Consider the following 21,067-nt stretch of genomic DNA (forward strand, 5'->3'; position numbering starts at 1 on the left):
GCGGACGGTAAGTTTTCGGTAAGTAATCGCCAAATGAAACCGCAACCGGTCCGGAGTTCCCTGCGCGCTCGGCCATAGGCCTATGCAAATTTCGATGGAACAAAATCGCGGCGGCGCGAATCGGAGCCGACGCGCCGAATTTCCGCGCGCCAAATTTTCCGGTTCGGCCACCGGCTGCGGTCGGCAAAAAGCGCATGCGACAAGGCGGCACTCACGATGCCGTCATGTTGCACCTGCGCGATTGCTATGTTAGCAAAGCCGCGATTTTAACGGTCCCGGCACGTCCTGTGCCGGTCGAAAATCGAAGTCCCGCTTGAATTCCAAGGGCTTGGATCGCTAGGCGCTGCTTTGGTGGCGACGGTTTTTCCCTTGCGAATTTGACAGCAAAAAAGAGCGAGCTCGTGGCTGCTGAAGATCCGTCCGTTTCGGGAGTGTCCGGTCGTTACGCAACGGCCCTGTTCGAGTTGGCGCGCGACGAGCAATCCGTCGATCAAGTCCGGGCCGACCTCGACAAGTTCGAGGCCATGCTCAACGAGAGCGCCGATCTCAAGCGCCTCGTCCGCAGTCCGGTGTTCGCGGCGGACGCCCAGCTGAAGGCGCTGACCGCGGTGCTCGACAAGGCCGGCATCGCCGGCACGTCGGCCAAGTTCCTCAAGGTGCTCACCGCCAATCGCCGGCTGTTCGCCGTTGCCGATGTGATCCGCGCCTATCGCGCGCTGGTGGCGAAGTTCAAGGGCGAGGCGACTGCGGAAGTCACCGTCGCCGAGCAGCTCAGTGATAAGAATCTCGACGCGCTGAAGGCCGCACTGAAATCAGTGACGGGCAAGGACGTCGCGCTCAACGTGAAGGTCGATCCCTCCATTATTGGTGGCCTGGTGGTCAAGCTCGGCAGCCGCATGGTGGATAGTTCGCTTCGCACCAAACTCAATTCGATCAAGAACGCGATGAAAGAGGCAGGCTGATGGACATCCGCGCCGCAGAAATTTCTGCGATCCTCAAGGACCAGATCAAGAATTTCGGCCAGGAAGCCGAGGTCACCGAAGTTGGCCAGGTGCTGTCGGTCGGTGACGGTATCGCCCGCGTCTACGGTCTCGACAACGTTCAGGCCGGTGAAATGGTCGAGTTCGAGAACGGCACGCGCGGCATGGCGCTCAACCTCGAAACCGACAATGTCGGTATCGTGATTTTCGGCGCCGACCGCGAGATCAAGGAAGGCCAGACTGTCAAGCGCACCCGCGCGATCGTGGACGCGCCGGTCGGCAAGGGCCTGCTCGGCCGCGTCGTCGACGCGCTCGGCAACCCGATCGACGGCAAGGGCCCGATCCAGGCCACCGAACGCAAGCGCGTCGACGTCAAGGCGCCCGGCATCATTCCGCGCAAGTCGGTGAACGAGCCGATGGCCACCGGCCTCAAGGCGATCGATGCGCTAATCCCGATCGGCCGCGGCCAGCGCGAGCTGATCATCGGCGACCGCCAGACCGGCAAGACCGCGATCGCGCTCGACACCATCCTGAACCAGAAGCCGCTCAACGCCCAGCCGGACGAGAACCTCAAGCTGTATTGCGTCTACGTCGCGATCGGCCAGAAGCGCTCCACCGTCGCGCAGTTCGTGAAAGTGCTCGAAGAGCAGGGCGCGCTGGAATACTCGATCATCGTCGCGGCCACCGCGTCCGATCCGGCGCCGATGCAGTACATCGCGCCGTTCACCGCCTGCACCATGGGCGAATACTTCCGCGACAACGGCATGCACGCCGTGATCATCTATGACGACTTGTCGAAGCAGGCCGTCGCCTATCGCCAGATGTCGCTGCTGCTGCGCCGTCCGCCGGGCCGCGAAGCCTATCCGGGCGACGTGTTCTACCTGCATTCCCGCCTGCTCGAGCGCGCCGCCAAGCTCAACAAGGAGCATGGCTTGGGCTCGCTGACGGCGCTGCCGGTCATCGAAACCCAGGCCAACGACGTGTCGGCCTACATTCCGACCAACGTGATTTCGATCACCGACGGCCAGATCTTCCTGGAAACCGATCTGTTCTTCCAGGGTATCCGTCCCGCCGTGAACGTCGGTCTGTCGGTGTCGCGCGTCGGTTCGTCGGCGCAGACCAAGGCGACCAAGAAGGTCGCCGGCAAGATCAAGGGTGAGCTCGCGCAGTACCGCGAAATGGCGGCGTTCGCGCAGTTCGGTTCAGACCTTGACGCCTCGACCCAGCGCTTGCTCAACCGCGGCTCGCGCCTGACCGAGCTTCTGAAGCAGCCGCAATTCTCGCCGCTGAAGATGGAAGAGCAGGTCTGCGTGATCTGGGCCGGCACCAACGGCTATCTCGATCCGCTGCCGCTCAACAAGGTCAAGGCGTTCGAGGACGGCCTGCTGTCGCTGCTGCGCGGCAAGAACGCCGAGATCCTCGATGCGATCCGCACCAGCCGCGATTTGTCCGACGACACCGCCGCCAAGCTGAAGACGGTGGTCGAAGGTTTCGCCAAGACGTTTGCATAACGAATGGGGCGTCGCCCGGCTCGCCGCCGGGCGTGACGAACGGAGGCTTGCGATCTGACCATTGTGGTCGGATCGCCGGGGTGAACGAAGAATGGCGTCACTAAAAGACATGCGGGTCCGCATCGCCTCGACCAAGGCGACGCAGAAGATCACCAAGGCCATGCAGATGGTCGCAGCCTCGAAGCTGCGTCGCGCGCAGAACGCCGCCGAAGCGGCGCGGCCCTATGCCACCAAGATGGATGCGGTGATTTCCAACATCGCCGCGGCAGCCAACGGCACGCCCGGCGCGCCGGCGCTGCTTGCCGGCACCGGCAACGATCAGGTGCACCTGCTTCTGGTCTGCACCGGCGAACGCGGCCTGTCCGGCGCGTTCAACTCCGCCATCGTGCGCCTGGCGCGCGAGCGGGCGAACGCGCTGCTCGCGCAGGGCAAGGAAGTCAAATTCTTCTGCGTCGGCCGCAAGGGCTACGAGCAGCTGCGCCGGACGTTCGAGAAGCGCATCGTCGAGCACCTCGACCTGCGTTCGGTGCGCCAGATCGGCTTCGCCAATGCCGAGGACATCGCCAACAAGGTGCTGGCTCGGTTCGAGGCCGGCGAGTTCGATGTCTGCACGCTGTTCTACTCGCGCTTCCAGTCGGTGATCGCGCAGATCCCGACCGCGCAGCAGATCATCCCGCTGGAGGTGGCTGCGCCCGCGGCCAATGCGGCGCCCTCCACGTCCTACGAATACGAGCCTGAGGAAGACCAGATCCTCGGCAGCCTGTTGCCGCGCAACCTCGCGGTGCAGATCTTCCGCGCGCTGCTGGAGAACAACGCCTCGTTCTATGGCGCGCAGATGAGCGCGATGGACAGCGCGACCCGCAATGCCGGCGAGATGATTCGCAAGCAAACCCTGATTTACAACAGAACCCGTCAGGCCCAGATCACGAAGGAGCTGATCGAGATCATCTCCGGCGCTGAGGCGGTCTAAGGCAGATTTCGAAGGAGAACAGTCCATGGCTACAGCAGCCAACCAGATCGGTCGCGTTACCCAGGTCACGGGCGCCGTGGTCGACGTGCAGTTCGAAGGCCACCTTCCGGCGATTCTGAACGCGCTCGAGACCAAGAACGGCGGCAACCGCCTGGTCCTCGAAGTCGCGCAGCATCTCGGCGAATCGACCGTCCGCACCATCGCGATGGACATCACCGAGGGCCTCGTGCGCGGCCAGGAAGTGACCGACACCGGCGAACCGATCCGGGTGCCGGTCGGCGAAGGCACGCTCGGCCGCATCATCAACGTCATCGGCGAGCCGATCGATGAAGCCGGCCCGATCAAGTCCGACGGCCTGCGCGCCATCCATCAGGAAGCGCCGACCTATACCGACCAGTCGACCGAAGCCGAAATTCTCGTCACCGGCATCAAGGTTGTCGACCTTCTTGCTCCGTACGCGAAGGGCGGCAAGATCGGCCTGTTCGGCGGCGCCGGCGTCGGCAAGACCGTGCTGATTCAGGAACTGATCAACAACGTCGCGAAGGCACACGGCGGTTACTCGGTGTTCGCCGGCGTCGGCGAGCGCACCCGCGAAGGCAACGACCTCTATCACGAGTTCATCGAATCGAAGGTCAACGCCGATCCGCACAACCCGGATCCGAGCGTGAAGTCGAAGTGCGCGCTGGTGTTCGGCCAGATGAACGAGCCGCCGGGCGCCCGCGCCCGCGTCGGTCTGACCGGTCTGACGGTCGCCGAGCACTTCCGCGACCAGGGCCAGGACGTGCTGTTCTTCGTCGACAACATCTTCCGTTTCACCCAGGCGGGCTCGGAAGTGTCGGCGCTGCTCGGCCGTATTCCTTCGGCGGTGGGTTATCAGCCGACGCTCGCCACCGACATGGGCGCGCTGCAGGAGCGCATCACCACCACGCAGAAGGGCTCGATCACCTCGGTGCAGGCGATCTACGTGCCGGCCGACGACTTGACCGACCCGGCGCCCGCCACCTCGTTCGCGCACTTGGACGCCACCACGGTGCTGTCGCGCGCGATCTCGGAGAAGGGCATCTATCCGGCGGTGGATCCGCTCGACTCGACCTCGCGCATGCTGTCGGCGCTCGTCGTCGGTGATGAGCACTACAACACCGCGCGCATGGTCCAGCAGATCCTGCAACGCTACAAGTCGCTGCAGGACATCATCGCTATTCTCGGCATGGACGAACTGTCGGAAGAGGACAAGCTGACGGTCGCCCGCGCCCGCAAGGTCGAGCGCTTCCTGTCGCAGCCGTTCCACGTCGCCGAAGTCTTCACCGGCTCGCCGGGCAAGTTCGTCGACCTCGCCGACACCATCAAGGGCTTCCGCGATCTGTGCCAGGGCAAGTACGACCATCTGCCGGAAGCGGCGTTCTACATGGTCGGCACCATCGAAGAAGCCGTCGAGAAGGGCAAGAAGCTGGCGGCCGAAGCCGCTTAAGCTTTGGGATGTCGTCATCGCCGGACCTGATCCGGCGATCCATCGCACGTGAAGTATTTTGACTGATGGACCCGCGGGTCGAGCCCGCGGGTGACAGCGCAAAGAACGGAAACACCATGGCCACCTTCCACTTCGATCTCGTCTCTCCCGAAAAGCTCGCCTTCTCCGGCGAGGTCGATCAGGTTGACGTCCCCGGTGTGGAGGGTGATTTCGGTGTGCTCGCTGGACACGCTCCGGTCATCGCCACGGTTCGTCCGGGGATTCTGACGATCACGACCGCCGGCAAGCGCGAGAAGGTGATCGTGCTCGGCGGTCTTGCCGAGGTGTCGGACAAGGGCCTCACCGTGCTCGCCGACGTCGCGACCGCGCTTGCGGACATCGATCGCGCGAAGTTCGCCGAGACGATCAACGAGATGCAGGAGAAGCTCGCCGAGAAGGAGGGCTCCGAGCTCGACCACGCGATCGAGCGGCTCGACCACTTCAAGAGCATCCAGCAAGAGCTCAACACGACGGCTATGCACTAAGGCGCGGTTGCCGACCGGCGATCGCGCCGCCATGTCGAGTGAGCCGACCCCCTTAGTGGAACAGCTCACACTTTTTCGATCATTGCCTGAGAAGGCTTGAATAATTCAACGCTCGCCACGCCCTGGCGAGCGTTCAATGCTTATTGCGCGCGGGATCGTCTGGCGGGATTCTCCCCGGCATATCTGGGTTCGGGGGCTGGTACTCATGAAGCGCAAGGTCGCAGCGATCCTCGCGGCCGATATCGCAGGTCAGAGCCGATTGGTTGCCGACGATGAGGAAGAAACGCTGCGGCGGCTCGCCTCTTCTCGACAAGTCCGCTTCTTCGCGGTCGGCCCGAACGAACGACCTGCAAATATGTGAAGCAGCTTACAGCAGGGATCGTGCACAAATGACAAGCTGCAGCACGATGACGATTTGGCCCGACCGCATCGCGATTTCATTCCTGACATAACGGACAAGCTGCCGTGCTGACCTTCACCACCGACGCTCTCCGCCCGCAGGACCGTTTCGAGCACTGGTGCGAGGTGCGCGGCAAGAGCCTGTTCGGGGTCACGATCGAGCTCGAGCGCGACAAGAGAGCCGATTTCCGCGGACACTTCTCGGCGACGCCGGTGGGCGGTGCCGTACTTGCGCAAATGTCGGCCTCCTCCTATCGCGTCAGCCGGACCGCATCCGACATCGCGCGCGTTCCGAGCAACAGCCTGCATCTCGCCTGGCAGGTGCGCGGCCCCGGCCACATGAATATCGGTCGCGATCGTGTCCAGTTCGTGCGCAACGGCGACCTGGTGTTCGGCCACTCCAATCTTCCGTTTGCCTCGACACCCGAACGGACCGACGGCTTTGACTTCTTCAGCCTCAAGATCCCGGTCACCGACGAGCTCGTGCTCGGCGCGCGGATCGAGGATGCGCCGCCGGTCGCGCTGGCGCGTGATGCGAGCCTGACCCGGCTTGTCGGCGCCATGTTCCGCTCGATGACGCGAGATCTCGCGCGAGCCGGGCAGTTCGCCGACGACGTTGCGCATATGGTGCGCCTGGCGCTGCTCGCGCGCGGACGCGTGCGGCCACGCCAGGACGAGATCCGTGCCGCGCTGCACGCGGGCTACCTTCATGCCGCCCGCGAAATTCTGTACCGCGACCTGCATCGCGCCTCGCTCACGCCGGCCGCGGTTGCCGCCGAGCTCGGCATTTCACTGCGGCAATTGCATGCGCTGTTCGAGCCGACCGGCCTGTCATTTGCGCGGACGCTGACGGCGGCAAGGTTGAAGGCGGCGAGGCGTGCGCTCTATGCCATACGGGAACGCAGCATCGACGAGATCGCGTTCTCGTGCGGCTTCGACAGCATCGCGACCTTCTATCGCGTCTTCCGTTCGACCTACGGCATGACACCGGGCGACGCGCGGCGCACACCGCCGCAGGATCAGCCGGCGAATTCCGCGAACCGGGTCGCGACCGCGCGATAGACATCGCGGCGGAACGGCACCACGAGATCGGCGACGCGGTCGAGGCGCTCCCAGCGCCATTGATTGAATTCGGCGGGCTGGCCGTTGCGCGGCGTCAATGGATCGATCTCCTCGTCGCGTCCTGTGAAGCGCAGCGCAAACCATTTCTGCCGCTGGCCGCGGAACTTGGCGAGCCGGTGCGATGCCGGCCCGTCATAGGCGGGGAATTCGTAGGTCATCCAGTCGGTCTCGCCGAGATAGTCGGCATTGACCGCCCCGGTCTCCTCCCACAATTCGCGCATCACGGCCTGGCGCGGATCCTCGCCGGCGTCGATGCCGCCCTGCGGCATCTGCCATTCGAGGCCGGGCAGCACGATCTCCGGACCGTCGTCCTTGATCCGGTGGCCGATCAGCACGCGTCCGTCGGCGTTGAACAGCGCGATGCCCACATTGGGGCGATAGGGCTTATCTGATGACATCTCGGTGGGTACGTCGCGCGTTGACCCGGTCGGCTACTTGGCCGCCAGACCGGCGAATTCCTTCACGACGCGCTCATAGACCGGACGCTTGAACGGCACAATCAGCCCCGGCAGATTCTTCATCGGCTCCCAGCGCCAGGTGATGAACTCGGCCTTGTGGCCGCCGCCCGGATTGGCGACGTTGATCTCGTTCTCATCGCCGGTGAAGCGCAACGCGAACCACTTTTGCCGCTGTCCGCGATAGCGGCCCTTCCAGGCGCGGCCGGCGACGGTGCGCGGGATATCGTAGATCAGCCAGTCCGAGACCTCGCCGAGCTTCTCCACGGACTTGATGCTGGTCTCCTCATAGAGCTCGCGCCGCGCGGCCTGAAACGTATCCTCGCCGGGATCGACGCCGCCTTGCGGCATCTGCCAGACATGCGCGTCGTCGACATGCTCGATGCCGCCCGCGCGTCGTCCGATGAAGACCAGCCCCGCTGTATTCAGCAGCATGATGCCGACGCAGGTTCGATAGGGCAGGTCTTCATAACGTGCCATGCTGCCGCTACCTCGCACATTTTCTGGAGCCGCCCGACCCGGCCCCCCGGCAAGGTCTCGAGCTGCACCAACGGATTGAATCTTTAGCCCGATTTTGATTTCAGCATCGCCGTTGTCAATGGCACAAGCATAATGCCCTTGGAGTCCAGTGTCTTGAGCCAGGCGCCGAGCCGCTCGATCGAGACCGGCAACGCCGAGGCGACGCCCACCGCCGTGCCGCGTTCCTTGGCGATGGTTTCCAGCTTGACCAGCGCGCGGTCGATTTCCGCCGACGTCGGCACCGCGTCGATGGCGAAATCGGCCTTGGCGAACGGCAATGACTGGCCCGCTGAGAGGGTCTGCGCGACGCTACGTGGGGTGGAACCGTCGTCGAAATAGCTCAGGCCGCGCTTGGCCGCTTCGCGGACGATGGGCTGCATCACGGGATCGGCCGCGACGAACCGGCCTCCCATGAAATTGGCGATCCCCGCATAGCCTTGCAGGCGGCTGAGGTGCCAATAGAAGCGGTCGAGGTTCTGCTCGCTGCTCAGCGTGGTCAGCAGGGTTTGCGGCCCGGGATCGTTGTCGGGATAGTCGAACGGCTCCATCGGGATCTGCAGCAGGATCTCGTGACGCTGGGTCCGGGCACGTTCTGCAAGCTTGCCCGGATCGGAGCCATAGGGCGTGAAGGCCAGCGTCACCGCCGGCGGCAGCTTCATGATGGCGTCGGTGGTCTTGGCGGCGCCGACGCCGAGGCCGGCGACCACAATGGCGACCACGGGCATCCGGGCGGCCTTGGCGCGGTCAGCCTCGGCCGCGTAGACCGTGAACGGCTTCAGGCCGTCGGCGATCACCGGGATCATGCCGTAGCGTGACTTTTCCAGCAGGCGCGGATCGATGCCAGTCATCGCAAGTGGCGGCGTATCGCCGTCGGCCTTGTCGCCCGGATCGCCGGCGCCGATCACCACGTCCTGGCGCTTGCCGCTGGAGCCGTCGATGATGGTGACGGTTCTCGCGTCGCTGGCTGCGGCCGGGGCCTTGGCGGCGGATTTGGCCGCCGGTTCGGCCGCCGCCTGGGCGGCTGGAGCGTGCTTGTCGTCAGCGGCGGCGGGCGGAGGATTGCGGAGCGTGACACGGGCGATCGGCTCGCCCCCGAGCGGGTTGTCGTTGAACAGCGCGATGCCGACAAAGCCGACCAGCACGAGCCCGAGCAGCACGGCGAGCGCCTGCATCGCCGTGAATGGCAGGCGAAACCGGCGCGTCCTGCCCACGGTCGTCTGCCCAAGCGGCGTGCTCAGTTCGTCGGCCGCTTCTGCCATGACCCTCCCCGAATCAACAGCGCGAACGATAGCACGATGCGGTGCAATCCCGCGCGCCGGCCTGCCCGGCAAAGCACGGTTACAGGTGGACACCGAAAGCAGAAAGGGCGGCCCGCGGGCCGCCCTGTTCGCCGAATCGATCGGATTAAATCAGTTCGCGGCCTTGTTGCCCGGCTTGTCGACCGCGGCCTTGTCGCGCGCGGCCTCCGGCGCCGCTGGCGCACTGGAGGTCGACTTGATGCCGTGCAGCAGGTCGTCGGCCATCTTCAGCGCCTTGTCGTCCTTGGCGTCCGGCGGGACGTAGGACTGCGAGCCGGTCTTCTCGTCGCCGTCGTTCTTGAGATGGCCGCGCAGCGAAGCTTCGCCCTTGGTGTCGGTGCGCGCCTTCAGCTCTTCCGGCACGTCCTGCAGCACCTCGATGTCGGGCACGATGCCCTTGGCCTGGATCGACTTGCCCGACGGCGTGTAGTAGCGCGCGGTGGTCAGGCGCAGCGCGCCATTGCCCGAGCCGAGCGGGATGATGGTCTGCACCGAGCCCTTGCCGAACGAACGGGTGCCGACCAGCGTCGCCCGCTTGTGGTCCTGCAGCGCGCCGGCGACGATTTCGGAGGCCGAGGCCGAGCCGCCGTTGATCAGCACGATCACCGGCTTGCCCTTGGTCAGGTCGCCCGGATGGGCGGCGCGGCGCTGGGTTTCCTCGGCGTTGCGGCCGCGGGTCGAGACGATCTCGCCACGCTCCAGGAAGGAGTCGGACACCGTGACCGCTTCTTCGAGCAGGCCGCCGGGGTTGTTGCGGAGATCGATGACGTAGCCCTTCAGCTTGTCGCCGATCTGGCCCTGCAGATTGGTGATCTCCTTCTTCAGGCCTTCGGTGGTCTGCTCGTTGAAGGTGGTGATGCGGATATAGGCGATGTCATCGGCCTCGACGCGCGCACGCACCGAGCGGACGCGGATGTTGTCGCGCACCAGCGTGACGTCGATCGGATTGTCCTGGCCCTTGCGGATGATCTTGAGCTTGATCTTGGTGTTGACCGGACCGCGCATCTTCTCGACGGCCTGGTTCAAGGTCAGGCCCTGCACCGCCTCGTCGTCGAGGGTCGTGATGATGTCGTTGGCCATGATGCCGGCCTTCGAGGCCGGGGTGTCGTCGATCGGCGAGACGACCTTGATCAGGCCGTCTTCCATCGTGACCTCGATGCCGAGGCCACCGAACTCGCCGCGGGTCTGCACCTGCATGTCGCGGAAGCTCTTGGCGTCCATGTAGCTCGAGTGCGGGTCGAGGCCGGACAGCATGCCGGAGATCGCGGACTCGACCAGCTTGCTGTCATCGGGCTTCTCGACATAGTCGCTGCGCACCCGCTCGAACACGTCGCCGAACAGATTGAGCTGGCGATAGGTGTCCGACGTCGCGGCGCGCGCGCTCGATCCCATCAGCACAGCGCGGGGCTGCGTGACGAAAAGCGTCAGGGCCGCGCCGGTGGCGGCGCTAAGGAGAATTACCGAAGTCTTGCGCATCATCCGCGAACCTTTTCGCCTTCATTTGCGGCCCACCATGGACCTGGATCGATTGGAGTGCCGTCTTTCCGGAACTCGACATAGAGCACTGGCTGGCTCGCATTTGTCGCGAGAATGGATGCAACTTGGGACGTCGACCCCATGGTCGCAACCGGCTCCCCCGTAAGTACAAACTGGCCGATGTTTACCGAAATACGCTCCATCCCGGCGATCAGGACATGATACCCGCCCCCGGCATTGAGGATCAAGAGTTGTCCATAGCTACGGAAAGGACCAGCGTAAACAACCCAGCCGTCACACGGGGTTGTGACCTGCGCGCCCGGCTTGGCTGCCAAAGAAATGCCTTTTTGTACGCCCCCCGCGCCGTCGGAACCGCCAAATTCGCGAATCTTGGTGCCGTTCACGGGATAGGAGAACAGGCCCTTGGCCGAGGCGAAAGCGACCGCCGGGCTCATGCGGGCCGGGTCCTTGAGCGCCCCCAGATTCGGCTTGCCATTAACCGTCGCCGGCGCTCCCTGGAGGCTGGCCGTGGCGGCGGCCTTGGCCGCGCTCTTGAGATCCTGCTCCATCTTGGCGATCAGGGTCTGCAGATTGTCGGCCTGCTTCGACAGCGCGATGGCACGGGCGCCTTCGGCCTCCATGTCCTTTTCGGCCGCGCTCTGCTGCCGTTGCCGTTCGTCGACCAGGGCCGCCAGCCGGGTCTGGTCTTCCTTCAGCTTGTCGCGGTCGGCCGCCAGCGCGTCGCGCTCGGTCGAGATGGTCTTGCGCAGCGCCACCAGCTCGCCGAGATCGGCCGCAAGCTTCTCGGCGCGGACGCGCAACTCCGGCACCACGGCGCCGAGCAGCATCGCAGTGCGCAGCGATTGCAGCGCATCCTCGGGCCGCACCAGCAGCGCCGGCGGCGTGCGTCGTCCGGCGCGCTGCAGCGCGGCCAGCACCTCGATCACCTCGGAGCGGCGTGAATCGAGCGAGGCGCGGATTTCGCGCTCACGGCCGTCGAGCGGCTGCAGGCGTGCCTCGGCGTCAGCGATCCGCGTCTCGACGCCGCGGACCTGGCCGGCAATATCGATCAGCTGCTGATTGAGCTTGCTGCGGTCCTGGCCGATCGCGGCGATGTCGGCCTTCAGCTTCTCCTGCAGCTCGGTCGCCTTGCGCTGCTGCTCGCGCGCGGCCTCGAGTTCCTGCTCGCGCTGCTTGATCGCATCGGGCGATGTCTCCGCGGTTGCGGCCTGCTGCGCCGGCGGCGCGGATTGCTGCGCTGGTGGTGTCGCTTGCGCGTGCGCCGCGGCCAGCGGATAGGCGGCGAACATCGCGAGCGACAGCGGCAGCGATGCCGGCAGCCGGCGGCGGCGCGCGGCGGTGCCGAGATGCGAAGCCGAATACGAAGCTGTGTCCCGCTTGTGCTGCATTCGCGTGAGTTCAGTGGTTTCGACTGTCCGTCACCACGCCTTACGCGCGATGATAGGGGTGGCCGGCCAAAATGGTTGCGGCGCGATAAATCTGTTCCAGAAGCATGACGCGGACCATTTGATGCGGCCAGGTCGCGGAGCCGAATGCAATTCGCAACAAAGCCTTGCGCTGCAATTCAGGCGAAAGTCCGTCTGCGCCGCCGATCACGAAGACAGTATGTGCTGTTCCCTCGTCGCGCCAGCGGCCGAGCTGCCGGGCAAAGCTCGCACTGTCGATGCTCTTGCCGCGTTCGTCGAGCGCGACCAGCGCGTGCTTCTCAGGCAGCAGCGCCGAGATCGCCGCGGCTTCTTCGGCAATGCGCGCGGCGGTGTCGCGCGCGCGGCTTTCCGCGATCTCGTGGATATCGAGGCCGCGAAACCCAAGCTTGCGGCCGATATCCTCGAAGCGCTCGCGGTAACGCTCGGCGAGCTCCCGTTCAGGGCCCTGTTTCAGACGGCCGATGCAGATCACGACAAGGCGCATCAACGCAGACTAGCTGCGCTGCAGCCGATTCGCATCGGCTTCGAACCCCCTTAGACCGCCGCGACCGCCGGGTTCTGAGTCCACAACCGCTCGAGGTTGTAGAACTCGCGCACCTCAGGCCTGAACACGTGCACGATCACCTCGCCGGAATCGATCAGCACCCAGTCGCAGTTGGGCAAGCCCTCGACATGGATGTTCTTGACCCCGTTCTCCTTGAGGCTCTTCGTCACATTTTCCGCGATCGCGCCAACGTGCCGGTTAACCCGGCCGGTGGTGACGATCATGTAGTCGGAATATGCGGATTTGCCCCGAAGGTCGATGGTGACCGTCTCTTCCGCCTTCATGTCCTCGAGGCGGGAGAGGATCAGGCTCAGCGTCTTGTTGGCATCCGGTTTGGCGGCGTCCGGTTGCGCCTGCAAGGCCGCGGTTTTCGTCGATGTTTTACGCGCAGTCTTTGGAACCTTGGGTAAAACAGACTTTGACAATACAGATGTGGCCAGGGACCATTCCTTTCACTGTATCGCGGGTGCCGAATCCTCGGCCCCACGCGCCATACTACGCATGTGGGGTTAATGGTTTCAATATTCCAGTAACCCTTTTGCGCTTCATGCCGTTCTCCAGCTCCCGTCCGGGTTCCGAAGTCCGGTCGAAGACAAATTGGATTTCATTCCTGTCAGGAACACCCAGGCCGGCGCCTGCTGGTCGGCTAGCCGTGTCGCCTGATTTTCGGGCATGCGATAGCGCGCGAGCGCCTGCGCCGCCGGTGCGGCAAGGGCGCGGAAACTTTGGGGCGGACGGTCGATCACGGCAATCGGCACATCGGACGCAATGCGCCGCCAATCTTTCCAGCGATGAAATTGCGCGAGATTGTCAGCGCCCATGATCCAGACGAAGTGCACGCCGGAGACACGGCGGCGCAAGTGGATGATCGTGTCCACAGTGTAGCTGACGCCAATGACAGCTTCGAGACAGCTGATGTCGATGCGCGGATCGTCGGCAACGCGGCGCGCGGCCTCGGCGCGCTCGGCGAGCGCGTGCAGGCCATCATGGTTCTTCAGCGGATTGCCCGGCGTCAGCAGCCACCACACGCGGTCGAGCTGCAGGCGCTTGAGCGCGAACAGGCTGATGGCGCGATGCGCGGCGTGCGGTGGATTGAACGAGCCGCCAAGCAGCCCGATGCGCATGCCGTTGGTATAGAACGGAAGCGCTTGGGCTGCGGATAACGACACGCTCGATGCTTGCTGCAATGGCTTACCGTGCGCGTGCGACAATGATCACGGCCGCGTCTGCCCGGTGCCGTGGACGCGGTACTTGAAGCTCGTCAGCTGCTCGGCGCCGACCGGCCCGCGGGCGTGGAATTTGCCGGTGGCAATTCCGATCTCCGCGCCGAAGCCGAACTCGCCGCCGTCGGCGAACTGGGTCGAGGCGTTGTGCAGCACGATCGCCGAATCGACCTCGTTGAGAAATCTTTCCGCGGCAGCGGCATCCTCCGTTACGATCGCATCGGTGTGATGCGAGCCGTGATTATGAATATGCGCAATCGCTTCATCGAGACCGTCGACGATCCTCGCCGAGATGATCGCGTCCTCATATTCGGTGTCCCAGTCCTCGTCGGATGCGGGCTTCACCCTGGCATCGACGCCCTGCACGACGTCATCGCCGCGCACCTCGCAGCCGGCATCGATCAACAGCTCGACCAGCGGCCTCAGCTGCGTCCCGGCAGCCTTGCGATCGACCAGCAGGGTCTCGACGGCGCCGCAGACACCGGGACGGCGCATCTTGGCGTTCAGCACGACCGCCTTGGCCATATCGAGCCTGGCGCTGGCATCGACGTAGATGTGGTTGACGCCCTCGAGATGCGCGAACACCGGAACGCGTGCCTCCGCCTCGACGCGTGCGACCAGGCTCTTGCCGCCGCGCGGCACGATCACATCGATGCCGCCGTTCAATCCCGTCAGCATCAGGCCGACGGCGGCACGGTCACGGGTCGGCACCAAGGTGATCGCGGCCTCAGGCAGGCCGGCTTCGCGCAGGCCCTGCACCAGGCAATCATGGATCGCGCGGCAGGAGCGGAAACTGTCCGAGCCGCCGCGCAGGATCACGGCGTTGCCGGACTTCAGGCACAGCACGCCGGCGTCGGCGGCGACGTTGGGGCGGCTCTCGAAGATCACGCCGATGACGCCGAGCGGCACGCGGACGCGTTCGATGGTCATGCCGTTAGGCCGCTGCCAGCTTTCGGTGACGGCGCCGACCGGATCGATGATCTCGCGCACGGTCGCAACGCCATCGGCCATGCCGGCGACGCGCGCCTGCGTCAGCGTCAGGCGGTCGACGAAGGCAGAGGTCATGCCGCTCGCGCGCGCCTCGGCGACATCCTCGGCATTGGCGGCGAGGATGGCCGGCGCGTTGGCGCGGATCGCGCGTTCGATCGCGGCGAGCGCCCGGTCCTTCCGCTCCGGCGGCGCCAGCGCCAGCACGCGCGCCGCGGCGCGCGCCTTGGCGGCGAGGTCGGTCATCAGGGCAGTAAGATCGGCGTTGCCGTCGATCGCCTTCAGGGGGGCGCTCATGAAACTACCAGCTTTGGACTAAGGCCATGTTCTAGCATGGCAATTGAAGGGTGGCGAGGCGCGGAACCGACATGGCAGGTGGGCGGCAGGCCGTCCGCTCGGCCCAGCAGGTTATTTGGGCCTATTTGGGCGGGATCGCCCCGGCCGGGCCGATCACGAGGTCGTCGCGATGGATCATCTCGGATCGGCCGCTGATGCCCAGAATGGTCATCACGTCGGGCGAGGAGCGGCCCATGATCTTCTCGGCGTTCTCGGCGTCGTATGCGACCAGGCCGCGGCCGATCTCGTGGGTGTCGGGGCCGCGCACCACCACGGCATCGCCGCGGGCGAACTGGCCGTCGACCCGGGTCACGCCGGCCGGCAGCAGGCTCTTGCCGGCGCGCAGCGCCGCCACCGCGCCGGCATCGATGGTCAGCGTGCCCTTCGGCTCGAGCGAGCCCGCGATCCAGCGCTTGCGCGCGGTGACCGGATTGGCGGGGGTCAGGAACCAGGTGCAGCGGCCGCCATCGGCGATCGCAGCAAGCGGATGCTCGATCTTGCCGGACGCGATCAGCATATGGGTGCCGGCCGTGGTCGCTATCTTCGCGGCTTCGATCTTGGTGGTCATGCCGCCGCGCGACAATTCGGACCCGGCCGAGCCGGCCATCCCCTCGATCTCCGAGGTGATGCTTTCGACCACCGGGATCAGCTTGGCGTCGGGATCGAGCGCGGGCGGCGCGGTGTAGAGGCCGTCGATATCGGACAGCAGGATCAGAAGATCCGCGCTCGCCATGGTGGCGACGCGGGCGGCGAGGCGATCATTGTCGCCATAACGGATCTCGGTGGTGGCGACCGTGTCATTCTCGTTGATCACGGGCACCGCGCCCCATTCCAGCAGCTTTGCGATCGTCGAGCGCGCGTTGAGATAGCGGCGGCGCTCCTCGGTGTCCTGCAGCGTCACCAGAATCTGCCCGGCGCCGATGCCGTGATGGCCGAGCACCTCCGACCAGATTCGCGCCAGCGCGATCTGGCCGACCGCTGCGGCAGCCTGACTCTCCTCGAGCTTCAGCGGGCCGCGCGGCAGCTTCAGGCGGCTGCGGCCGAGCGCGATCGAGCCCGACGACACAACCATGACCTCGCAGCCTCGCTTGTGGAGCTTTGCGATGTCGTCGACCAGCGCGGCGAGCCAGGACGCGCGCACCTCGCCAGCCTGCGAGTCGACCAGCAGCGACGAGCCGACCTTGACGACGATGCGGCGAAAGTTCTTGAGCGCGGGGCGTTTCATGGATTCGGTCTGGCAGGAAGGTGGAAGCAATAGACGCCACAATGTGGCTTGGGAAGTCCAGGCGTTGCGCGGCTTGTGCCGTTCAACCCTGCGGCACCGGCGTCGCCCACGGCTCCGCCTGACCCTTGGCCTTGTTGGACACCGGCGCCTCGCCGATCACGTCGACCAGCGCGCGCAGCGCGTCCTGCACGCCTTCGCCGGTCGCGCCTGACAGCAACAGCGGCGTCTTCTTCGCCGCCCGCTTGAGGCGGTCCTTCTGCTTCTTCAGTTCGTCGGGCGCGACCGCGTCGATCTTGTTGAGCGCGACGATCTCGATCTTGTCGGCGAGATGGCCCTCATAGGCTTCGAGCTCGGTGCGCACCGTCTTGTAGGCCTTGCCGGCATGCTCGCAGGTCGCGTCGACCAGATGCAGCAGCACGCGGCAGCGCTCGACATGGCCGAGGAAGCGGTCGCCGAGCCCGGCGCCTTCATGCGCGCCTTCGATCAGCCCGGGGATGTCGGCGAGCACGAATTCGCGGCCGCCGAAATTCACCACGCCAAGCTGCGGATGCAGCGTGGTGAAGGGATAGTCGGCGATCTTCGGCCGTGCCGCGCTGACCACCGACAAGAAGGTCGATTTGCCGGCGTTGGGCAGGCCGACCAGGCCGGCATCGGCGATCAGCTTCAGCCGCAGCCAGATCCAGCGCTCTTCGCCGGGCGCGCCGGGATTGGCGTTGCGCGGCGCGCGGTTGGTGGAGGATTTGAAATGCGCGTTGCCGAAGCCGCCATTGCCGCCTTCAGCCAGCACGAATTTCTCGCCGAGTTCGGTGAAGTCGTGCAGCAGGGTCTCGCGGTCCTCGTCGAACACCTGGGTGCCGACCGGCACCTTCAGCACGATCGGCTTGCCGTTGGCGCCATGGCGGTCCTTGCCCATGCCATTGGTGCCCTTCTGTGCCTTGAAGTGCTGCTGGTAGCGGTAATCGATCAGCGTGTTCAGTCCGTCGACGGACTCGATGATGACGTCACCGCCGCGACCGCCATTGCCGCCGGAGGGACCGCCGAACTCGATGAACTTCTCGCGCCGGAACGCGACGCAGCCGTTGCCGCCGTCGCCCGAGCGAATATAGACCTTGGCTTCATCGAGGAATTTCATGATCCGCTCTAGTTAGGGCAGGGTGGCCTTTGCGGCAACCCGGAAAGGCCCTGACTTCAGCGAAAAGCCTTAATTTTCGGGCCTTTTTGCGGCCCAAGCGGCTAAGCAGGCCGTCTCCGGACCAGGAATTTCTGCATCCCCTCCAGCACCAGCTCGCGGCGCTGGTTGTGCACGGTCGAGCGCAGCGTCACGACGCCGGTGGTCTTGCCCGGCGACAGCTCGATCACCTCCAGCGCGGGGTAGATGGTATCGCCGGCATAGACCGGTTTCAGGAACTTGCTCGATTGCTCGAGGAAGCCGATCAGCGACTCCTCCACGACGTAGGGAAACAATCCGGCGCCGGGCGCGGTGTGCACAAGGGTCTGGAAGCCGTGGGCGAGCAGATCAGGCATGCCGCGCGCGCGGCAATATTCGACGTCGTAATGGATCGGATGGGTGTCGCCGCTGGCGGTCTGGAACGCCGCGAACACGGCCGAGGTCTGGGTCCGGCTCGGAATCACGAAGCGCTCGCCGAGCACGAAATCCTCGAACCAGCGCTGCGCGGGGACCATGCGATGCTGGGTGGGATCGAAGTCGCTCATGCGGCGTTTCCTGCTCTTTTTGTTGCCGGGATCAGCTACCGGTATCGCAGCGACGCAGGTGCGGCAATCCGTTCAATTCGTCATGCCCGGGCTTGTCCCGGGCATCCACGTCTTTAAAACCGGACGACTCCGGAACAAAAGCGCAAGTCTGCTCATGAGCCTGTTCGCAAAGCTGTCCTCCTACGACGACCGGTCGGCGCGGCTCGCCGGCATCGGGTTGATGCTGCTGTCGATCTTCATGTTCTCGTTCGGCGACGCGATGGGCAAATTCATCGTCGCCACCTATTCGGTCGGGCAATTGTTGTGGCTGCGCGCCTGCGCGGCGCTGCTCGTGCTGCTGCCGATCGTATGGCAGCGACGCGCGGATTTTCTGCATCTGGAACGGCCGTGGCTGCAATTGCTGCGCGTCACGCTGTCGACCGTGGAGGTTGCGGCGTTCTTCCTGGCGACCGTCTATCTGCCGCTCGCCGACGTCATCACCTACTACCTCGCCGGACCGATCTTCGTCACCGCGATGTCGGGCCTCGTGCTCGGCGAGCATATCGGCTGGCGGCGCTGGACCGCGATCCTGGTCGGCTTTTGCGGGGTGCTGATCGCGCTCCGGCCGTCGGCGCAGACGATCAGCTGGCCGGCGATGATCGCGCTCGGCGGCAGCCTGTCGTTCGCGGTGCTGATGCTGATCACGCGCTCGCTGCGCGCGACCCCCGATATCGTGCTGGCGACGTCGCAATTCGGCGGCACCTTCATCCTGGGCCTCGTGCTCTCGCCATTCGGCTGGGTGACGCCGTCAGCCGGCAGCCTCGTGCTGTTCTTCACTGCCGGCATCATCTCGGTCGCGGCGCTGCTTTGCGTCAATCGTTCGCTGAAGCTCGCGCCGGCGAGCGTGGTGGTGCCCTACCAGTATTCGATGATCGTCTGGGCGGTGATCTTCGGCTTCGTGGTGTTCGGCGACGTGCCGTCCTGGGCCACCATCATCGGTGCCGCTGTTATCATCGCGGCCGGCCTCTACATCTTCGTCCGCGAGCAACAGCTTGGACGCCCGGACTCCGCGGTGAATCCGCCGGCGTGATGTTTACCCTCCCCTGGAGGGGGAGGGTCGACGCGAATGCAATGAGCGGCGGGGTGGGGTGAAGGTCTCTCCTCATCCAACGGTGCCCGAGTGGATAGATCACCCCACCCCGTTGCGCCTTCCGCTGCGCTTCATGCGCAACGACCCTCCCCCTCCAGGGGAGGGTGAAGCCAAAAGCCTCAGCTCTCCCGCCGGGTCGAGTTGTTCCAGCTCTTCAGCGACGCCCAGACGCCGCGCGACAGGCGGAAGCAGTCGACCGGGCTCGAGGAGCCCAGCGCCTCGAAGCGGTGCAGCTCGACGCCGCCCCACTGGAAGCCGCACTTCTCGAGGATGTTGCGCGACGACGGGTTGACGACGCGGGCGCCCGAGATCAGCTGGTCGAGATCGAATTCCTCGAAGAAGTAATCGATCACCGCGCGCGCGGCCTCGGTGCCGAAGCCCTGGCCCCAATAGTCGACGCCGAGCCAGTAGCCGAGTTCGGCTGATGTCTCCTCGCGCCAGTCGATGCCGACCATGCCGATCGGCGTGTGATTATCCTCAATCAGGAAAACGGTTTCGCGGCCGCCTGCGCCGAGCGCGCGCACGAAGTCGATGGCGTCGTCCTGGGTATAGGGATGCGGCAGGCGGCGGGTGTTCTCCGCGATGCGGCGGTCATTGGCGAGGCGTGCGATTGCTTTTACGTCCGCGAGCGTCGGCTTGCGCAATGTCAGCCGTTCGGTCTCGAGGACGCAAGCTCTTGCCTCACGCAAGGTCGGCGTCGGGATGTCCTGCAACATGTCGAGCTCCTGTGATGCGAAAAAATCTGTACGCAACGCTTGGAACGTCACGCGCGGTCGAACTGGAACGCGCGCAACAAAAAGGGGAGGCCGGTCATCCCGCCTCCCCTTGGAGCCCTTTGCGACTCCGCCGGTTCAACAGGACCCGGCGGACTCATGTGTGTCCACCGTCTACTCGGCCGCCTCTGCCATCGGAATGACCGATACGAATGTGCGGCCGTTGGCTTTGGCACGGAACTCGACATGACCCTCGACCTTGGCGAAGAGAGTATGATCGGTGCCCATGCCGACATTAAGGCCAGGATGCCAGGTGGTGCCGCGCTGACGCGCGATGATGTTTCCGGGGATCACGCGCTCGCCACCGAACGCCTTGATGCCAAGGCGCTTGCCCTTGGAATCACGTCCGTTGCGCGATGAACCGCCTGCTTTTTTGTGAGCCATAGCTCGTCTCCGACTTCGCTTTGATCTCTAGATCAATTCCTTGACGGAATCATTTCACGTTTTGTCACGCTTCAAATCTGAAAGCGCGACGATCACTTCTTCTCGCTCTTGGCCGGAGCCTTTTTCGCGGCCGGCGCCTTTGCGGGTGCCTTCTTCTTGGCCGCCTTCGGCGCTGCGTCCTCGCCATCGGCGGGCGCTGCGACCTTTTCCTTCTTCGGCCGCGGGCCGATTGTCGGCTTGGCGTTATCGGCGAGGATCTCGGTGATGCGAAGCACCGTGAGCTCGTCGCGATAACCGCGCTTGCGGCGTGAATTCTTGCGGCGACGCTTCTTGAACGCGATCACCTTGGCGCCGCGCTTGTGCTGCAGCACTTCGGCCGCAACGGTGGCGCCTGCCACGGTGGGCGTTCCCAGCACCGGCGTGTCACCGCCGAGCACCAGAACTTCGCCTAGCTGCACGATCGTGCCGACATCGCCGGCGATCTTGCCAATCTCGAGTACATCATTCGGAACGACACGGTACTGCCGGCCGCCGGTTTTGATGACTGCGAACATCGTTTGATTCCTTCGTGTTCGATCCCGGC

23 protein-coding genes are annotated in these 21,067 nt (G+C 64.9%); 8 read left to right on the forward strand and 15 right to left on the reverse strand.

Annotated elements, in window-relative coordinates; genetic code table 11:
* Nucleotides 1–401 precede the first annotated feature (401 nt).
* From ACVW1B_RS36420 to ACVW1B_RS36450, 7 genes are all read left to right on the forward strand, one after another.
* Complete coding sequence (locus ACVW1B_RS36420; RefSeq protein WP_028336317.1) at nt 402–962, forward strand: F0F1 ATP synthase subunit delta; 561 nt, start codon at nt 402–404, stop codon at nt 960–962.
* Nucleotides 962–2,491, forward strand: a complete 1,530-nt coding sequence (gene atpA / locus ACVW1B_RS36425) for a F0F1 ATP synthase subunit alpha (RefSeq protein WP_225645261.1) — start codon at nt 962–964, stop codon at nt 2,489–2,491. The genes ACVW1B_RS36420 and atpA overlap by 1 nt, the downstream gene beginning before the upstream one ends.
* Before the next feature lie 91 nt (nt 2,492–2,582).
* The gene (locus ACVW1B_RS36430; RefSeq protein ID WP_057020916.1) at nt 2,583–3,461 is read left to right on the forward strand and encodes a F0F1 ATP synthase subunit gamma; all 879 of its coding nucleotides are present in this window, start codon (nt 2,583–2,585) and stop codon (nt 3,459–3,461) included.
* Between the two features lie 25 nt (nt 3,462–3,486).
* On the forward strand, nt 3,487–4,929 hold the full coding sequence (atpD, locus tag ACVW1B_RS36435; RefSeq protein WP_016843821.1) for a F0F1 ATP synthase subunit beta: 1,443 nt from the start codon (nt 3,487–3,489) through the stop codon (nt 4,927–4,929).
* Nucleotides 4,930–5,045: 116 nt separating this feature from the next.
* Nucleotides 5,046–5,453 (forward strand): F0F1 ATP synthase subunit epsilon, encoded by a 408-nt coding sequence (locus ACVW1B_RS36440; protein WP_028336321.1) that lies wholly within the window; start codon nt 5,046–5,048, stop codon nt 5,451–5,453.
* Between the two features lie 136 nt (nt 5,454–5,589).
* Nucleotides 5,590–5,814, forward strand: a complete 225-nt coding sequence (locus tag ACVW1B_RS36445; RefSeq protein ID WP_253610080.1) for a hypothetical protein — start codon at nt 5,590–5,592, stop codon at nt 5,812–5,814.
* Between the two features lie 104 nt (nt 5,815–5,918).
* Nucleotides 5,919–6,914: a helix-turn-helix domain-containing protein gene (locus tag ACVW1B_RS36450; protein WP_253605449.1), complete on the forward strand. Its 996-nt coding sequence runs from the start codon at nt 5,919–5,921 to the stop codon at nt 6,912–6,914.
* On the opposite strand, the gene ACVW1B_RS36455 is transcribed toward ACVW1B_RS36450, so the two are convergent.
* From ACVW1B_RS36455 to ACVW1B_RS36510, 12 genes are all read right to left on the reverse strand, one after another.
* Nucleotides 6,872–7,372, reverse strand: coding sequence for an RNA pyrophosphohydrolase (locus ACVW1B_RS36455; protein ID WP_092087086.1), 501 nt, complete (start codon nt 7,370–7,372; stop codon nt 6,872–6,874). The genes ACVW1B_RS36450 and ACVW1B_RS36455 overlap by 43 nt on opposite strands.
* Nucleotides 7,373–7,405: 33 nt before the next feature.
* Nucleotides 7,406–7,909, reverse strand: a complete 504-nt coding sequence (locus ACVW1B_RS36460) for an RNA pyrophosphohydrolase (protein WP_028336325.1) — start codon at nt 7,907–7,909, stop codon at nt 7,406–7,408.
* 83 nt (nt 7,910–7,992) lie between these two features.
* Nucleotides 7,993–9,207 carry a divergent polysaccharide deacetylase family protein gene (locus ACVW1B_RS36465; protein WP_253605447.1) on the reverse strand — a complete coding sequence of 405 codons (1,215 nt, stop codon included), beginning with the start codon at nt 9,205–9,207 and terminating at the stop codon, nt 7,993–7,995.
* A 150-nt stretch (nt 9,208–9,357) separates the two neighbouring features.
* The gene (locus tag ACVW1B_RS36470) at nt 9,358–10,725 is read right to left on the reverse strand and encodes a S41 family peptidase (RefSeq protein WP_018269401.1); all 1,368 of its coding nucleotides are present in this window, start codon (nt 10,723–10,725) and stop codon (nt 9,358–9,360) included.
* The gene (locus ACVW1B_RS36475; RefSeq protein ID WP_253605445.1) at nt 10,722–12,131 is read right to left on the reverse strand and encodes a murein hydrolase activator EnvC family protein; all 1,410 of its coding nucleotides are present in this window, start codon (nt 12,129–12,131) and stop codon (nt 10,722–10,724) included. Before ACVW1B_RS36475 ends, ACVW1B_RS36470 begins: the two co-directional genes overlap by 4 nt.
* Nucleotides 12,132–12,171: 40 nt before the next feature.
* Complete coding sequence (gene rlmH / locus ACVW1B_RS36480) at nt 12,172–12,654, reverse strand: 23S rRNA (pseudouridine(1915)-N(3))-methyltransferase RlmH (protein ID WP_092087094.1); 483 nt, start codon at nt 12,652–12,654, stop codon at nt 12,172–12,174.
* A gap of 50 nt (nt 12,655–12,704) precedes the next feature.
* The gene (rsfS, locus tag ACVW1B_RS36485; protein WP_256558599.1) at nt 12,705–13,073 is read right to left on the reverse strand and encodes a ribosome silencing factor; all 369 of its coding nucleotides are present in this window, start codon (nt 13,071–13,073) and stop codon (nt 12,705–12,707) included.
* A 186-nt stretch (nt 13,074–13,259) separates the two neighbouring features.
* Nucleotides 13,260–13,883, reverse strand: a complete 624-nt coding sequence (locus ACVW1B_RS36490; RefSeq protein ID WP_080583350.1) for a nicotinate-nucleotide adenylyltransferase — start codon at nt 13,881–13,883, stop codon at nt 13,260–13,262.
* Between the two features lie 45 nt (nt 13,884–13,928).
* On the reverse strand, nt 13,929–15,221 hold the full coding sequence (locus ACVW1B_RS36495; RefSeq protein ID WP_253605444.1) for a glutamate-5-semialdehyde dehydrogenase: 1,293 nt from the start codon (nt 15,219–15,221) through the stop codon (nt 13,929–13,931).
* A gap of 121 nt (nt 15,222–15,342) precedes the next feature.
* Nucleotides 15,343–16,485 (reverse strand): glutamate 5-kinase, encoded by a 1,143-nt coding sequence (gene proB / locus ACVW1B_RS36500; protein ID WP_456822802.1) that lies wholly within the window; start codon nt 16,483–16,485, stop codon nt 15,343–15,345.
* An 82-nt stretch (nt 16,486–16,567) separates the two neighbouring features.
* Nucleotides 16,568–17,617: a GTPase ObgE gene (gene obgE, locus ACVW1B_RS36505; RefSeq protein ID WP_038384668.1), complete on the reverse strand. Its 1,050-nt coding sequence runs from the start codon at nt 17,615–17,617 to the stop codon at nt 16,568–16,570.
* A 101-nt stretch (nt 17,618–17,718) separates the two neighbouring features.
* Nucleotides 17,719–18,198 carry a MaoC family dehydratase gene (locus tag ACVW1B_RS36510; protein ID WP_137484028.1) on the reverse strand — a complete coding sequence of 160 codons (480 nt, stop codon included), beginning with the start codon at nt 18,196–18,198 and terminating at the stop codon, nt 17,719–17,721.
* A 154-nt stretch (nt 18,199–18,352) separates the two neighbouring features.
* On the opposite strand from ACVW1B_RS36510, the gene ACVW1B_RS36515 reads away from it, so the two are divergent.
* A complete protein-coding gene (locus ACVW1B_RS36515) occupies nt 18,353–19,267 on the forward strand; it encodes a DMT family transporter (RefSeq protein ID WP_253605440.1) in 915 nt (304 codons plus the stop codon).
* Nucleotides 19,268–19,446: 179 nt separating this feature from the next.
* Here ACVW1B_RS36515 and ACVW1B_RS36520 read toward each other — a convergent pair whose 3' ends face one another.
* The 3 genes from ACVW1B_RS36520 to rplU form a co-directional block, all read right to left on the reverse strand.
* Nucleotides 19,447–20,043, reverse strand: coding sequence for a GNAT family N-acetyltransferase (locus ACVW1B_RS36520; RefSeq protein ID WP_310882757.1), 597 nt, complete (start codon nt 20,041–20,043; stop codon nt 19,447–19,449).
* Between the two features lie 171 nt (nt 20,044–20,214).
* Nucleotides 20,215–20,484, reverse strand: coding sequence for a 50S ribosomal protein L27 (gene rpmA, locus ACVW1B_RS36525; protein WP_016847848.1), 270 nt, complete (start codon nt 20,482–20,484; stop codon nt 20,215–20,217).
* 92 nt (nt 20,485–20,576) lie between these two features.
* On the reverse strand, nt 20,577–21,038 hold the full coding sequence (rplU, locus tag ACVW1B_RS36530) for a 50S ribosomal protein L21 (RefSeq protein WP_253605436.1): 462 nt from the start codon (nt 21,036–21,038) through the stop codon (nt 20,577–20,579).
* Between the last annotated feature and the right edge of the window lie 29 nt (nt 21,039–21,067).

Source organism: Bradyrhizobium sp. USDA 4502 (assembly GCF_054063355.1).